13 protein-coding genes are annotated in these 14834 nt (G+C 53.9%); 4 read left to right on the forward strand and 9 right to left on the reverse strand.

All coding sequences use genetic code 11. From position 1 onward, the window contains the following. Positions 1-31: 31 nt before the first annotated feature. The 6 genes from LAT75_RS12290 to LAT75_RS12315 form a co-directional block, all read right to left on the reverse strand. Positions 32-1099 (reverse strand): alpha/beta hydrolase, encoded by a 1068-nt coding sequence (locus LAT75_RS12290; protein ID WP_291482967.1) that lies wholly within the window; start codon positions 1097-1099, stop codon positions 32-34. Between the two features lie 69 nt (positions 1100-1168). Continuing rightward, positions 1169-1657 (reverse strand): META domain-containing protein, encoded by a 489-nt coding sequence (locus LAT75_RS12295; RefSeq protein ID WP_291482968.1) that lies wholly within the window; start codon positions 1655-1657, stop codon positions 1169-1171. Between the two features lie 5 nt (positions 1658-1662). After that, positions 1663-2127, reverse strand: coding sequence for a copper resistance protein NlpE (locus LAT75_RS12300; RefSeq protein ID WP_291482969.1), 465 nt, complete (start codon positions 2125-2127; stop codon positions 1663-1665). A 113-nt stretch (positions 2128-2240) separates the two neighbouring features. Continuing rightward, positions 2241-3494 carry a cystathionine gamma-synthase family protein gene (locus LAT75_RS12305; RefSeq protein WP_291482970.1) on the reverse strand — a complete coding sequence of 418 codons (1254 nt, stop codon included), beginning with the start codon at positions 3492-3494 and terminating at the stop codon, positions 2241-2243. Positions 3495-3728: 234 nt separating this feature from the next. Next, positions 3729-4292, reverse strand: a complete 564-nt coding sequence (locus tag LAT75_RS12310) for a fasciclin domain-containing protein (RefSeq protein ID WP_291482971.1) — start codon at positions 4290-4292, stop codon at positions 3729-3731. A gap of 249 nt (positions 4293-4541) precedes the next feature. Next, the gene (locus tag LAT75_RS12315; RefSeq protein WP_291482972.1) at positions 4542-5966 is read right to left on the reverse strand and encodes an L-serine ammonia-lyase; all 1425 of its coding nucleotides are present in this window, start codon (positions 5964-5966) and stop codon (positions 4542-4544) included. 340 nt (positions 5967-6306) lie between these two features. Here LAT75_RS12315 and LAT75_RS12320 point away from each other — a divergent pair, with 340 nt between their 5' ends. Further along, positions 6307-8052: a histidine kinase N-terminal 7TM domain-containing protein gene (locus LAT75_RS12320; protein ID WP_291482973.1), complete on the forward strand. Its 1746-nt coding sequence runs from the start codon at positions 6307-6309 to the stop codon at positions 8050-8052. A 77-nt stretch (positions 8053-8129) separates the two neighbouring features. Then, complete coding sequence (locus LAT75_RS12325; protein WP_291482974.1) at positions 8130-8531, forward strand: response regulator; 402 nt, start codon at positions 8130-8132, stop codon at positions 8529-8531. On the opposite strand, the gene ggt is transcribed toward LAT75_RS12325, so the two are convergent. Next, the gene (ggt, locus tag LAT75_RS12330; protein ID WP_291482975.1) at positions 8528-10252 is read right to left on the reverse strand and encodes a gamma-glutamyltransferase; all 1725 of its coding nucleotides are present in this window, start codon (positions 10250-10252) and stop codon (positions 8528-8530) included. The genes LAT75_RS12325 and ggt overlap by 4 nt on opposite strands. A 157-nt stretch (positions 10253-10409) precedes the next feature. Here ggt and LAT75_RS12335 point away from each other — a divergent pair, with 157 nt between their 5' ends. Further along, positions 10410-10853, forward strand: coding sequence for a DUF2141 domain-containing protein (locus LAT75_RS12335; protein WP_291482976.1), 444 nt, complete (start codon positions 10410-10412; stop codon positions 10851-10853). A 207-nt stretch (positions 10854-11060) separates the two neighbouring features. On the opposite strand, the gene LAT75_RS12340 is transcribed toward LAT75_RS12335, so the two are convergent. Next, positions 11061-11948 (reverse strand): hypothetical protein, encoded by an 888-nt coding sequence (locus LAT75_RS12340; protein WP_291482977.1) that lies wholly within the window; start codon positions 11946-11948, stop codon positions 11061-11063. Between the two features lie 224 nt (positions 11949-12172). Then, positions 12173-13684, reverse strand: a complete 1512-nt coding sequence (locus tag LAT75_RS12345; protein WP_291482978.1) for a Gfo/Idh/MocA family oxidoreductase — start codon at positions 13682-13684, stop codon at positions 12173-12175. Positions 13685-13764: 80 nt separating this feature from the next. Here LAT75_RS12345 and LAT75_RS12350 point away from each other — a divergent pair. After that, the coding region (locus tag LAT75_RS12350) for an FG-GAP-like repeat-containing protein (RefSeq protein WP_291482979.1) at positions 13765-14834 on the forward strand (1070 nt) is incomplete at its 3' end.

Consider the following 14834-nt stretch of genomic DNA (forward strand, 5'->3'; position numbering starts at 1 on the left):
CTCTTAATTTGCTTTCCGGCACCTTAGAAGTTTAAGGTGCCGGGCTTGCTTCATCCCCGCGCAGCTCTCTCACCCACGCCATCATTACGCGATAGGCTTCATTCCGTACCGGCTCTCGTGAGAGGATTAGGTCGTGCATGCCGTTTTCGATTTCGGCAAGCCGGAGGTCAGGGCTGCGCAGGTTTCCGGCTCCGGCTTTGATGTGGGCCACATTCAGCACCGAATCGCCGGTAAATAGCACATCGCTCAGTTCATTTTCCGGCACGGTTTTGTCGGAGTGCATCACCAGAACAGGCACATCAATTTCCAGTCCGCGGGCTACCCGCCTGTGCCCCTGCCGGATGGCGCGGATCCACCCGTAATTGAGGCGTACGCCCGAGCCCTTCCATTCGGTATTGAAATCCCATTCCCCCTGCTCGCCGGCGTAAATGCTTGCGCCATAAAATCCGGGTTCGCCTTCCGGGGTAAGCTTGTCGGGGTTGGAACCTCCGCGCCAGGCAATAAAAGGAATTGCAAAACGCCGCATAAAGAATCCCGCGTTAAAATCAAAAAACGGGCTGTTCAGCAGCAGCGCATCAAACAAACCCATGCCCTTACGGTCAGCGGCGTAAAGCGTTGTAGTTAAGCCGCCGGTTGAGTGCCCTTTCAGCACGATCTGTGAGGCACCGGCTTCACGGATGTAGTTCAGGCCGAGGTCCAGATCAGCATAGTACTCGCTGAGATCCCGCACGTTGGTTATTTTCTGATGCGGACGCCAGGAGCGTCCGTATTTGCGTAAATCGACAGCGTAAAAATCAAGCCCCTCCGCGTTGAAGCGCTCCGCCATCTCCGCCTGGAAAAAGTAGTCGTTGAAGCCATGCACGTACAAAACAGCTTTTTCGGAAGGCTGCCCGGGATTCACAAGCCGGCGGACAAGCGTAACAACCACATCGCCCTCGTAATCGGGCTCCATTTCGAAGGTGCGCTGTTCAAACGGCTCACCCAGAACATCCGGCACCCAGCCTGCTGAAGCCTGCCTGGCGTCAGTTGTTTGCGCAGCCATCACCAGCATAAATACCAAAAAAGCCGGAATAACGGCCGTGAGAATCTTTTTTTTCATTTTTTTTAAGGATTGAAGTCTCAAAGCTGAAAATAAATTCCGGGTAAATCACGGATTTCAGGAGCTGAATCAGAGGCCATCAGGTTCAGCAAAAAACACAGCAACAACCGCGCCTTCCCTGTCTTCAAACTGCATCCGGCCTTCGACTAAGCTTACGCGGGCGGTTTGCTCAAGTGCTTTGAAGTAACGGTCTTCGACTTCCATATCGGGGCAGGCCATTTTGGTTGATGCCATCTGGGTAAAGCTCAGCTCTCTGCCCTCAGCAACCGAAAAGCCGCCGGTAAACTGATTGCAGCCCGCAAAGCCGTGCACGCGGCCTTCTTCTGCATCAAAGGTAATGCCCGGCTGCCGCAGGCCTTCCATTTCGAGCGTGAACTCTTCCCCGAACAGATTAACGAGAAGCCACGGGCTGTCAGCCAGTACTTCCTGCGTGATTTGCTCCGGCTCGGCCTGCTGCATAGATGCGGCGTCAGTAGTTTGGGTTTCGGGGCTGTCGCAGGCTGCTGCAAAAAAAAGCAGGGCCGCGAAAGCAGCAAAAATTTGAATTTTCTTCATCATTTGGTTCACTCGGCTGTTTCGGGTTGTTTGCGCAGAATGTAGAGGTCGGCAAGGTCGCCGGTAACGCGGTTTCCTTCCATATCGAGCTGGATTACCGCATTTTCAGCCACGAAGAACTGCGCCGGGCGATCTTCAACTCCGGCAAGGGTTACCGTATTGCCCGCCTCATTCCAGAAAAACTCCCCCTCAGTTACTGCCGGTGTTTCATCTTCTCCGAGATAGATGGTCGTGAGCGTGAAGCGCTCATCCTGCGTGAGTTCAAGGGTTGTGTCGATGCCTTCACAGTCTGCACAGGGGGTGATTCCGTGATAAGTGCCAAACCAGTCGAGCGATACCCGCGCATAGCTTGCAGGTGCGGGATTGGTCTGCTGCATTTCATGAAGGGCAGCGTCTGTATCAGGGGTATCTGCCGATCCGCAGCCTGCCGTTAACAGCAGGGATAGCACAACAAGAGCTAAAAGAGGTTTCATAGCCTACGTTCTTATGTTCGTATTAGAGATGATTTTATTCCATAAAAAAGGGCCGCCCCAAAGAACGGCCCCCGAAATATAAGAGGATTCACAGAATAACGCTGCAACGGATACTAAACAGCATCAAGTGCCTGACTGAGGTCCCAGATGATATCCTCATAATGCTCAACCCCAACCGAAATACGCACCAGGCTTTCTGTTATGCCGAATTCGCGCCGGTGTTCAGGGTCAACGCCGGCGTGCGTCATCGTTGCCGGATGCTCTACCAGCGACTCGGTGCTGCCAAGACTCACGGCAAGTTTCATAAGTTTGAGGGCGTTCAGAAAGCGGAAGGCTTCCTTCTCTCCGCCGTCGATCTCGAATGACATCATGGCACCGGGAGCATCGTACTGCCGGTCGTAAATTTCGCGGGCAGGCGAGCCTTCGGGAATAAGCCCAAGGTAGTGCACCTTGTTTATTTTGGGATGCCCGCTGAGGAAACGCGCTACTTCCTGCGCATTCCGACACTGCTGTTCCATCCTGATTTTGAGGGTTTCGAGGCTGCGCATCAGCAGCCAGCCGGTATGCGGTGAGGCCATGTTGCCAAGGAAAGTACGCAGTGTTTTGATCCGCTTGATCACTTCAGCGCTTCCGGTGCAGGCACCGGCAATGAGGTCGCTATGGCCACCGATGTATTTGGTGGCAGAGTACAGCACCATATCGGCCCCGTGCTGCAGCGGATGCTGCCAGAGCGGGCCCATGTAGGTATTGTCAACGGCGAGATACACGTGCTTATCAGCCGTCCCGAAATGATCGGCAATTTCGCGGCACATCCGCAGATCGATGATGGTGTTGGTCGGGTTGGCCGGGGTTTCCACATAAATCATGGCCAGGCGTTCTGCTTTCCCGGTTGCTTCGAGTTTTTCAAGGATCTCGGCTTTCTGCATGCCGGCCTTAAAGCAAACCGATTCAACCCCGATTTTTTTCAGGAAATAATGGATGAAGTGATCGGTGCCTCCGTAAACCGGCGCGCTGTGAAGCAGCAGATCGCCGGGACTCAGAAATTCAAGCATGGCTGTGGTGATGGCGCTCATACCGCTTTCAAAAACTGCGCAGTCATCGGCCTGCTCCCACAGGGCAAGGCGGTTTTCCAGAATTTCAAGATCGGGGTTATTGATACGGCTGTAAATCAGGCCGGGCTCTTCACCCTGCTCCTTTTCGCGCAGACCATAAGCGAGTTCAAAGAAAGCTTTGCCCTCCTCGGCACTTTTGAACACAAAAGTGGAGGTCATAAATATGGGAGATTTTATAGCGCCCTCAGATAGTTCCGGTTTATAGCCGTAAGACATCATCAGGCTTTCGGGCCTGAGTTTGTGCTGCTTGCTCATTGGTACAATAGTTCGTTGAAGGATATTTTCATTTACCCTTAAAGATAGCCAAAAAGCAGCGGCAAACTGAAACTTGTTTCTTTAATTGTGATTCAAAAAAGCGGTTTTTTAGGAGCCTGAAGCTCATCTGATGCATCCCGGATGCTATTTGTTCACCTCATTAAAAAGGGATGCACCCGAAAAGATGCATCCCTTTAATTTTAGACTGTTCAGCCTTAAAAAACTCAGCTGCAATCAGTATGAAGATGATCTGTCGTAAGAAGACCGCTCAGCCGGTGGCATAATTACAGCGTCAACTACATGTATAACACCATTAGAGGCCATAATATCAACATCAGTAACGGTTGCGTTACCAACGGTAACAGTGCCGTTGTAGGAAGTATTTACCGGCAGCACGTTATTTGCAGCTGTTGGAGCTTCTTCAAGCTGTGTTACAACATCAGAAGTTACAACGCTTCCGATTACGTGAGTAAGCAGAACTTCCTGCAGCAATTCACGATCAGCAAGCAGTGCCTGCAGCGTTTCTTCCGGCACTTCTTCGAAAGCTGCATTTGTTGGGGCAAACACAGTAAGCCCGTCAGCATCCCGCACAGCATCTGCCAAACCCGCCTCTGTGAGCAGCATGGCCAGTGTGCTGAATTCGCTGTTGTTTGTAACAACATCAACAATGTTCTGAGAACGCTCTTCACTTACATTTGATGCTTCCGTATAGGTTGCGCCTCCGTACTGAGCCTGTGCAATTGCGAATGACAGGAAAAAAGCAGCTAAAAAAAGACTCGCGATTTTTGAAAATTTCATAACAGAATAGTTTAGTTAGTGATTTGCTGCAGCGGTTGCCTGCAGAGTTCTCCAATAAAACCAGCGGCAGAACCAGATTAGTTTACCTGAGCCCGACCGTAATTGTAAAATAATCAATCGCATGGCCTGCATGAGCTTATACCTTCCAAGCGTGCTGCAAATAAGTGTTTATAGGTGATCTCAGATTAATTTAATACTTGTAACAGGCTTCATCCTGCCTGATAACGGTACCAATGGCGGGTAAGCAGCTCAGCATTCGATCACATTTACCGGAATGGTTGCGAGGCCACCTTCGGAGGTTTCCTTGTATTTGTGGTTCATATCCTTGGCGGTTTCCCACATGGTTTTGATCACATCATCGAGGCTTACGCGGGCATTTCCGGGATCCTCGTCTAGGGCGATGTTTGCTGCGGTGATGGCTTTAATAGCCCCCATGCTGTTGCGCTCGATACAGGGCACCTGAACCAGCCCGGCGATTGGGTCGCAGGTCATGCCGAGATGATGCTCCATCGCGATTTCGGCTGCCTGCATCACCTGCTCGCGGGTGCCGCCAAGTACTTCGGTAAGGGCCGCCGCCGCCATCGAGCTGGAAACCCCGATCTCGGCCTGACAGCCGCCCATCGCCGCAGAAATGGTCGCGCCTTTTTTATACAGGGTGCCGATTTCGCCGGCAGTGAGCAGAAAATCAACAACGGCATCCTCATCAAAATTGGGGGTAAAACAGTAAGCATAAAGCATCACCGCCGGAATTACGCCCGAGGCCCCGTTCGTTGGCGCGGTGATGATGCGGCCAAAGCTGGCGTTTTCCTCATTCACGGCAAGCGCAAAAATGCTGACCCACTTGTTCACGGTATTGAAATCAGCCGGGCCGTTTTTGATGGCATCCAGCCATTCATCTGCGTTACTGAATTTCCGGCCGTTCATCCGCTTCTTGCACAAATCGTAGGCACGGCGGCGCACTTTCAGCACACCGGGCAGCATCCCCTTTTTGTTAACGCCCCGGTACACGCACTGCTTGATTTCCTCCCAGATATACAGCGCATGGCTTCTGATTTCAGCGGTACTACGCCAGGCCTGCTCGTTCAGGAAAACCAGTTCCGAGACGCGCAGATTCAGCTTCCGGCAGTTTGTGAGAATTTCCTGAGCCGTGTGGCAGGGGTACTGCGTGCGCCGGGCATCGTTCTGGATTTCATCGTCGTCATCCCCCTCGCGTACCACGAAACCGCCGCCGATTGAAAAATAAGTCGCCGTGTAGGGGTCACGATCTGCGAACTGTGCTTCAAATTTCATCCCGTTAGGGTGATAGTCGAGGCTCATACCAAACTCAAAAATGAGATCCCGGGCATATTCGAAGGAAATTTCGTGCTCATCACCCAGCACAATTTTATCTACCGCTTTGATGAAAGCGACCCGGTCAGGTATGGTGTTGGTGTCGATTTCGGTGAAGTCGTGCCCTGAGAGCCCCATCAGCACGGCAACGTCCGTACCGTGACCATAACCTGTTTTGGCAAGGGAGCCGTATAAAAAGATTTTAATGCCCTTCACACCGGTCAGCAGGTTTTTACGCCTTAGGCTGTTCACAAACCTTTCAGCGGCTTTCCATGGGCCCATAGTGTGGGAACTCGAAGGCCCGATGCCTACTTTAATAATTTCAAATGCGCTTATAGATTCCATAACTAATTGTGGTTACTTTGGTTTCGAATCAAATATTTACAGGTGCCCAAACACATTTCATTGAAAGCTTAAGGTATCACTATTGAACCCTATTTGGAAGAAAAGCTGTTCATTTTCCGCCTTCCCATCAGTCCTCCCTTTGCAGATGGGAGCCTGTACATTTTCAGGCAATTTAGTACCGGAAAAACAGTAAATTCGTTAACGGATATCTGTTAGGCCGCAGGCTTTAGTATGCAATTTCGTGAAGACAGAGCTCCACAGGCGGTATCAAACACATTTTTGGATTATTATCATCGAACGTGCCGTGCCGTGCGGCTTAGCTTAACCCTACTCTGCTTCCATGTTTTTCAACCTCTTTGCTGTACCGGTGTTTATTGCTGTGTTGCTGGGACTGCTGGTAACAGCTAAAAGCTATACTCTTGGAAACACTCGGGGGGAACGATATTTCGGGCTTTCTATGGCTTCGACATCGGTTTATGGGTTTTTCTATTCGCTCGAGCTCAGCTCGGCAAACCTTGAACTGATGACTTTGTTTTTAAAGCTTCAGTATTTAGGTGCACCCTTCATAATCCCGTTTCTGCTGCTGTTTGCCATTCGCTATACCAACAGTGATCGTCCGCTCTCTCCCCTGAAGATCGTATCTATCTTTATAATTCCGCTATTCGTTATGGCGGCAGTTCTAACAAACAGCTTCCATGGGCTGGCCTACACAAGCTACGCAACAGTCAGCAACGGATTTTTTAATGTGCTCATAACCGGTAAGGGACCTGCCTACCAACTTCATGTAATCTATAGCCTCATTCTCACGCTGATTGCCGACATCTACATTTTTATGCTGCTGTTTACCGTGCACCGCTATTTTTTTTGGCGGGTGTTTCTTGTTTTTACAGCTATTACGCTCACATGGCTCGTTTACATCCTGCATCTGCTCGGCATAATACCCCTTGGGCTTGATGCTGTACCCTTCATGTTTTTGATTACCGGCCTGCTTTTTTATGTGGGCCTCGTTAAGGCACAGTTTTTTAACGTGATACCGGCAGCCCACCGTCAGGTATTTCAAAACCTGAATCAGGGGCTTCTGGTGCTCGATAACGACGACCGCCTCATTAGTGCCAACAACTATGCAGAAATGCTGTTGGGTTTAAGGGAACTCTCAGCCCTGCCCGATATCCGCCTGCTGGATCAAAAACTTCCCGGCCTCGCTGCTTTTTATCAGGATGTAACAGAATCCGTCCCTGTAAACACAGACCTATTTAACAGCCTTACCGGGCAATGGATTGAAATCAGCATACAGTCTTTTAAAACGAGCCGCAACCAAACCGCCGGCAAAGTAATTACCCTTCGGGATATAACTTCAAGGCGAAACACCGAAATTGAGCGCGAGCAGCTTCTTACACTCACACAGTCACAAAATGAACGCCTGCAGCAATTTGCACACATTGCCTCGCATAACCTTCGGTCGCACTGCACCAATATTTCTGCGCTTATCAGTTTTCTTGAGGAAGACGAAACCTCCCTTAAAGACAAGGAAGATTTCCGATACCTGAAAACCGCAGCCTATAACCTGCAGGACAGTATCGAACACCTGTCTGAAGTTGCCCGGCTGCACACAAGTTCACCTCTTCCGCTGCAGGCTGTTAGCCTCAGATTAACGGCGGAAAGAGCCATTGCCGGAATTATAGCTATTGCAAGGTCCTCCGACGTGCGTATCTCCCACGATATACCGGCCAATTACCATATTTGGGCCATACCAGCTTATCTCGACAGTATTTTTCTGAATCTGCTCACAAACGGAATCCGCTACCGGTCGCCCGGAAATGATTCCTTTATCCACATAAGCTGCACCGAAGATAATGACTGGCTCATCATACATGTTAAGGACAACGGCCTCGGTATTGATCTTGAAAGAAATAAGAGGAAATTGTTCGGGATGTTTAATACATTCCATGAACACCCCGAATCAAGGGGCATAGGTTTATTTATGAGCAAAGCTCAGATCGAAGCAATGGGCGGCAAAATAGATGTGGAAAGTACTCCCGGCCAGGGTTCCGTTTTTCACCTGTGGCTTAGGAAACATAATAAATGAGCCCGCTTACCATGCATACGGCTAAATATAAAAACGAACGAACCAGCTTACAGTGAATCTCATTAAATCGGCTAACCATGAATACCGAACTGAACCTCGCGGTAATCGACGACGACCTGATTTACCATCGGGTTGTGAAACGGCTGCTGCAAACCTGCAATTACAGCGGCAAACTCTTTACCTACAAAAACGGCCGCGAAGCCTATGAGGCTTTTTCGCAAAACAGCGACAACCCGGAGGCACTCCCGCATATCATTCTGCTTGATATCAACATGCCCGTATGGGACGGCTGGGATTTCCTGAATGAATACAATAAACTCAGCCTGAGCCACAAACCTGTTATTTACGTGGTTTCAAGCACAACCAACCCGGATGAAATCAAGCGTGCCACAACCTACAGCTGTGTCCGCGATTTTGTGGAAAAGCCGCTCAATGCCGGTAAAATTATGGAAATGATAGCCCTTCAGGGTCAGCGCTAAAAGCCGCGGGCTACCGAATCTCCGGTGCGGGTGTGGTCGGCTACGCCTTTGAGGCGGCCGTCGTCAAGCAGCTGAATGGCCTGAACCCGCCCGATCTGCGGGATAACCCTCAGCTCGTGCCCGAGTGCCCGCAGGGCTTCCATACCGGCTTCATCAAGAGCCCCTTCTTCGAGGGTGATGACATCCGGCAGCCACTGCGCGTGCATTTTGGGCACATCAACGGCCTGCTGCAGATCGAGGCCGTGTTCGAGCACATTCATCAGCACCTGATACACATTGGTGATGATGGTCGAGCCGCCCGGCGTGCCGAGCACGAGGTACAGGGCGCCGTTGCGCTCCACGATCGTGGGCGACATGCTGCTGAGCATGCGCTTGCCCGGTTCAATGGCGTTGGCCTCCCCGCCTACCAGGCCAAACTGATTCGGCACACCCGGCGCGGCGGCAAAGTCATCCATTTCGTTGTTCAGGAAGAAGCCGGCACCGGCCACCATCACCTTGCTGCCAAAAAAGCTGTTTACGGTCGTGGTAAGGGAAACTGCATTCCCCGCACCATCCACAATGCTGAAGTGCGTGGTTTCGAAGCTTTCAATGCGCTCCACTTCCCCCTCTTTAATCGCTGATGAAGGCGTTGCAGCCTCCATGCTGATATCCGCATTCCGCGCCCGGATGTACTGCGGGTCGAGCAGCATTTCAAAGGGTACATCATAAAAATCGGAGTCGCCCAGGTGCGTGGCGCGGTCGGCATATACGCGGCGCATCAGCTCAGCCATGAGATGGATGCTTTCGGGGGTGAGATGCCCGAGCGCGGCAAAATCAAAGTCAGCGCTGCCGAGCATCAGCTGCGCAATGGCGATACCGCCGCTCGAGGAAGGCGGCATGGAGTGGATGCGGTAATTTTTGTACGCCACCGATACGGCAGGCCGCCAGATGGCGCGGTATGCTGCGAGGTCTTCATGGGTGATGATGCCGCCCCCGGCCTGCATTTCGGCCACAATCAGGTCGGCGGTTGTGCCGGTGTAAAATCCGGCTGCGCCTTCGTCGCGAATCCGGCGCAGGGTTTCGGCCAGATCGGGCTGCACGAGCAGGTCGCCTTCCTGCCAGCCGCCCTCCTTCACAAATAGCGGCAGCTGCGTGTTCACCTCCGCAAATTCCTCCTGAAAACGGTTGCTCTGTTCCGCATTGAAAGCCGTAACGCGATGCCCCTGCTCTGCCACCTGAATGGTCGGCTCAATGAGCTGTGCAAAGGGCAGGCTGCCGAAGCGCTGCCAGACTTCCTCCATGCCCGCTACCGTGCCGGGCACGCCCGCCGAAAGGTGCCCGATGCGGGAGAGCCCGTCGATCAGGTTTCCCTCCTTATCGAGGTACATATCGCGGGTGGCCGCTGCCGGGGCTGTTTCGCGGAAATCGAGGGCGCCCGCTTCGCCTTCGGCCGTGCGATACACCATGAAGCCGCCGCCGCCGATGTTGCCGGCAATCGGGTAGGTAACCGAGAGCATGTACTTCACGGCAATGGCCGCATCGAAGGCATTGCCGCCTTCCTGCAAAATCTGAAGCCCAACCGCCGTTGCTTCCGGGTTGGCCGTTACCACCATGCCGTTTGCGCCAAAGGCCGGCGAGCGCGGCAGCGCCTCGGGTTCGGGCGCGGAGCAGGCCGCAAAAAGCAGCAGGGAAACGGACAGGCTGAGAAACAGCGCTTTAGCGGAATCACGGAACATAAACATCTTCGGAGGACTTTATTGAATTTGAGTTTTGCTCAAAATAAGAGGGAATCATTGATTTATGATGCATCTATTTTCCGCTCCCCGCGTTTCCCGTTTTCTTTTTGCTTGCGGGGAAAATGATGCTTACCCTTTATTTACCATTCATCATATACCAAAAATGATTCTTTTCCCGCTCATCTGTTTTTGCTCGGCGGTTTTCGCTTTTGCTGATTCCGGACCGACCGCTTTTTCTCAGGAAACGCCCCGTCAGGAGCAGCTATTCGAGCTCACCGTAATCGCGGAGGGCGTCCGCTCGGAAAACGGAGCCGTTATCATGGAGCTTTCTAATGCAGAGGGGGAAGCCGTTTCCGGTGCAAAAGTAAGCATTCGCGACGGGGAGTCGCGCTGGGTTTTCACCGAAGTGCCGGCCGGGAAATGGGCTGTGCGCCTGTTTCACGACGAGAACAACAACGAAAAACTGGACACCAACTTTCTGGGCATCCCCCGGGAGGGCTACGGTTTTTCGAACAATCCCCCGGCGAGGTTTGGTCCGCCCCCCTTCAATGCCCGCCTGTTTGAAGTGCAGGCCGACACCACCATCCGCATCACCCTCATTTACTGAGGTTCCCGCACGGTGACGCATTTTTTTTTTGCTTTTTTTAGGGTGATGCTGAACAGCCCTCATCCCGCTTCCGGCTAAACTGAACGCTGCATCAGGGCTGGAAAAACATCCCCCAAAAACAAAGGGCCCCAGCTGAGGGGCCCTGCTAACGATGCAAATTTAGGATGAGGCCCGGAAGCCCATCCATCGATAAAAAAATAAATGCGCCTAATCGCGGGCGGCGGCTTCTCCGGTTTGGAGGTAAAGCCTGAAGGCGCGATCGATGCCTAACACGCGCATCAGCGCCTGACCGCTGCCGTCGAGCTCGATGGTACCGGCAAATTCGCGGGTTTCCTGCTCGCCGTTGCGCATGGTGCGAATGCGGATTTCGTATTCGATTTCGCCGGTCACCAAAAACGGGAGGCGGTCTTCGGAGGCGTCCGGCTTTTGGATGGAGATATCAGTGAGGTTGAAGAGCATCTGATAGCTTCGGGATGCCTGCACGCCGCCGTCCCGGTTTTTCAGCGCCATACGGCCCTTGCTTTCCTGAACGCCGGAGAGCTGCATGGCCTCATTTGCGGGACCGAAGCCTTCAAGCAGCCAGTTGGCCGAGCGCTCGAATTCGGAGCGCCTTGCGGGGCTTTCGGTGAATCCGTCGCGCACACCGCTGAAGGTGATGGTCTCGATCAGGTTCGGATTCTGCGCGGGTCTTGCGATGAAGGCGCCGGTTTCATCCTGGAAAATGTACTCGAGCTGCACCCGTAGCAGGCTGCGGAACTGCGGACGGTCAACACCGCGCCGGAACCTGATGCTGTGCACGCCGGTTTCGGGGTCGTAACGGCGTACGAAATTGTTCTGACCACCCCGCTCCGAACCCTGATGGCGGAAGAGGTAGTTCAGGCCGTTTTCGCCCGGTTGTGCAGTGAGATCCATGATGCCTGAGAGCAGGCCCTCATGTTCATCCGAGAGCGCGCTGCCCACAATGCTGAGCAGCATTTCAACTTCTTCGGCTGAAGCTTCGGGTTCTTCAGACTGCTTCACCTGATCGCTGCAGGAAGCCAGAAGCAGCAGCAGGCCAAACATGAATGAAGCAAGATAAAAGACGTTGGTTTTCATAGGATGTCGGTTTAGTTGATGGAAGTCGGAGCAGGCGTTTTGGTTTCTGCACCTCTCATAAAGGGGCCATTTACAGTCCGTACATTTCCGTAAATATAAGATTTTTTGAGAGCTACAAAAAATGCCTTACAACGGCCGGCTTAGCTTTGCAGAAAACCGGCCGCTGCTGCGGTGTCAGACGAACGGAGGAACACACGGTTCCCCGCATGATAAAATTACCGGCATCAGGCCGGCATGGGCGGCAGATCCCAGCCCTCGCGGTAGGGCGTACGGATCAGGTTTTCGGCAAAATGCCGCGCATTCAGCGGATCGGTCATGGTGCGGCGGAAGGTCGGATGCCCGTCGGTAATTTCGAAGCCATCCTCAATAATCACGCGCAGCTGCTCGCTGTCGCTGATGTTGGTGAAGCGCATGTTTTCGCCGTCCCAGTGCAGCTCCTTGTTCAGGGCCTGCAGGCGCACGGCAAGCACGCCCATCACCACCATTTCGTTGAAAGGCCCCGCCAGCTCAAAATCAGACTTACAGGGCACGCGGCTCTCCGGACTTTCCTTGCAGGCGCGCACAAAATCCATGTAATGGCTTGTTTCCACGCGGCGCTCTGTTTGGGGAACATTTTCGGGAACCGTGCCGGAAAGCAGCCACGGATCGCGGCCGTAGCAGCCGGCGATGAGCGTATCTTTCGTGCCGTGAAACAGCACCCCGCCACCCAGGTGATTCATGTTGCGGCCGTCGGGCCAGCCTTCGGGTTTAAGCGGCTGATGCCCGCCGTCGTACCAGTCAACCTTCACGGCGGGCAGGCGGCCGAGGCGTTCGCTCTGCCGTTCGGGGAAGCGCAGCTGCACCCGCTGCGATACCGGCGCAGCATCGAGCAGCAGCATACTTGAGCTGCCCTGGACGCGGTCGGGGTAGCCCAGATCAAGCCCTCGGTAGGCGGCATCGAGAATGTGGCAGGCCATATCGCCGAGGGCGCCGGTTCCGAAATCCCACCATCCCCGGAAATTCCAAGGCGTGTAAATTTCGTGATAGGGACGCATCTTCGCGGGGCCTACAAACAGATCCCAGTTCATGGTGTCGGGCACCGGCATTTCTTCTTTGGGCGTGTTGAGGCCCTGCGGCCAGATCGGCCGATCGGTGAAGGCCTCCACATGCCGCACCTCGCCAATCAGCCCGTTCTGAATCCACTCCACAATCTGATTGGTACCCTCACCCGAAGCGCCCTGATTCCCCATTTGGGTGGCGACCCGGTACTGTTTGGCGAGCCGCGTGAGCAGCCGGCTTTCGTAAACGGTGTGCGTGAGCGGCTTCTCCACAAACACATGCTTGCCGAGGGTCATGGCGTGCGCGGCAATCGCGGCATGGGTGTGGTCGGAAGTTGCCACGACAACGGCATCAATCGAATCACCCATTTCATCGAGCATTTTTCGCCAGTCCCAGTAGCGGCGGGCGTTGGGGTAATGCTCGAAGCAGTTTTTCGCGTAGCGCCAGTCCACATCACAAAGCGCCACGATGTTTTCGGTTTCCTCCATGCCGCGCAGCACGCCGAAACCGCGGCCTCCAACGCCCACGCCCGCGATATTGAGCTTATCGCTCGGGGCCCGGTGTCCGAGTCCGCTCACCACATGGCTGGGCAAAATGGTGAAGCCCGCGGCAGCGAGCAGGCTGCGCTTGAGGAAACTTTTCCGTGAAATGCCCGGCGCGGTACCGGCATGTTGCTCAGTCGAATCTTTAGCTGACATAAATCCCTTTCCTAACTTGATTTGTATTTCAGTTCAGACTGAGATATACTGATTTTTCAGATGAAATTCCAAAACCTAAAATGAACCCTTCACAAGTTGTCCTTTCCCGGGACATTCTCAATTTTTTGCTCAGCATGAATGCCGTTTCCGCTCTGTTTGCCGGTTTGTTTTTTGGGGTGATGTGTGTCGTGATCGCCGGATGCACGCACGGGCACGACGCCGGTCCGAAGCAGCCGGAAAGTACCCTTGAGATGGTGCAGCTGCTGGCTGATGCCTACAAGGCCCAGAACCCGCAGGTAAATCCTTTTTTGAACAGCAGGCGCCTTGCCATGCTCGAAAGCATGCCTGAGCCGCGCAACCCGACCGACCGCGCCGCCCGGCAGCTGTACATCGCAATGGAAACGCTCTTCTCCGGCGACTCTGAATCGGCCATTACCAAACTCGAAGCTCTTCAGGCCTCTGTTACGCGCAACCCGACCGGCTATCCGCCGGAAATTGCAAGGCTTGTAACCGACCTCAGCGCCCTGGCCTACCTGCGGCTGGGCGAGCAGCAAAACTGCGAGCTCAACCACAGCGCCGCCTCCTGCCTGCTGCCGATTCAGGGGGAAGGGATTCATCAGCTTACCCGCGGCTCGGAGGGCGCCATCCGCCTGTACACGCAAATTCTGGCGCGCGATCCGGAAAACCTGCAGGCGCGCTGGCTGCTGAACGTGGCCTACATGACGCTGGGTCAGCACCCCGGTCAGGTTCCGGCGCAGTGGCTCATCCCCCTGCCCGAAGAAACCCCGGGCCTGCTTGCGCCCTTCACCGATATCGCGCCGCAGCTGGGCCTCGACGTAAACGCGCTGTCAGGCGGCAGCATAGCCGACGACTTCACCGGCAGCGGATTTATCGATATTCTCACTTCCTCCTGGGGGCTGCGCCCTGCTGATCAGCTGCGCTTCTTCGTGAACAACGGCGACGGCACCTTCACCGACCGCACCCGCGAGGCCGGGCTTGAAGGCATCATCGGCGGCCTGAACATGGCACAGGCCGACTTCACCAACAACGGCTTTCCCGATGTGTTCATCATGCGCGGTGCCTGGCTTGGGTCGGACGGGCGCCATCCCAACTCCCTGCTGCGCAACAACGGCGACGGCACCTTCACCGA

Origin of the sequence: Cyclonatronum sp. (assembly GCF_022565315.1) — a bacterium.
Lineage (GTDB): Bacteria > Bacteroidota > Rhodothermia > Balneolales > Cyclonatronaceae > Cyclonatronum.

Coding starts and splice junctions, on each gene's coding strand:
- LAT75_RS12290 (WP_291482967.1), bottom strand. CDS start 1,099: ATGAAAAAAAAGATTCTCACGGCCGTTATTCCGGCTTTTTTGGTATTT.
- LAT75_RS12295 (WP_291482968.1), bottom strand. CDS start 1,657: ATGATGAAGAAAATTCAAATTTTTGCTGCTTTCGCGGCCCTGCTTTTT.
- LAT75_RS12300 (WP_291482969.1), bottom strand. CDS start 2,127: ATGAAACCTCTTTTAGCTCTTGTTGTGCTATCCCTGCTGTTAACGGCA.
- LAT75_RS12305 (WP_291482970.1), bottom strand. CDS start 3,494: ATGAGCAAGCAGCACAAACTCAGGCCCGAAAGCCTGATGATGTCTTAC.
- LAT75_RS12310 (WP_291482971.1), bottom strand. CDS start 4,292: ATGAAATTTTCAAAAATCGCGAGTCTTTTTTTAGCTGCTTTTTTCCTG.
- LAT75_RS12315 (WP_291482972.1), bottom strand. CDS start 5,966: ATGGAATCTATAAGCGCATTTGAAATTATTAAAGTAGGCATCGGGCCT.
- LAT75_RS12320 (WP_291482973.1), top strand. CDS start 6,307: ATGTTTTTCAACCTCTTTGCTGTACCGGTGTTTATTGCTGTGTTGCTG.
- LAT75_RS12325 (WP_291482974.1), top strand. CDS start 8,130: ATGAATACCGAACTGAACCTCGCGGTAATCGACGACGACCTGATTTAC.
- ggt (WP_291482975.1), bottom strand. CDS start 10,252: ATGTTTATGTTCCGTGATTCCGCTAAAGCGCTGTTTCTCAGCCTGTCC.
- LAT75_RS12335 (WP_291482976.1), top strand. CDS start 10,410: ATGATTCTTTTCCCGCTCATCTGTTTTTGCTCGGCGGTTTTCGCTTTT.
- LAT75_RS12340 (WP_291482977.1), bottom strand. CDS start 11,948: ATGAAAACCAACGTCTTTTATCTTGCTTCATTCATGTTTGGCCTGCTG.
- LAT75_RS12345 (WP_291482978.1), bottom strand. CDS start 13,684: ATGTCAGCTAAAGATTCGACTGAGCAACATGCCGGTACCGCGCCGGGC.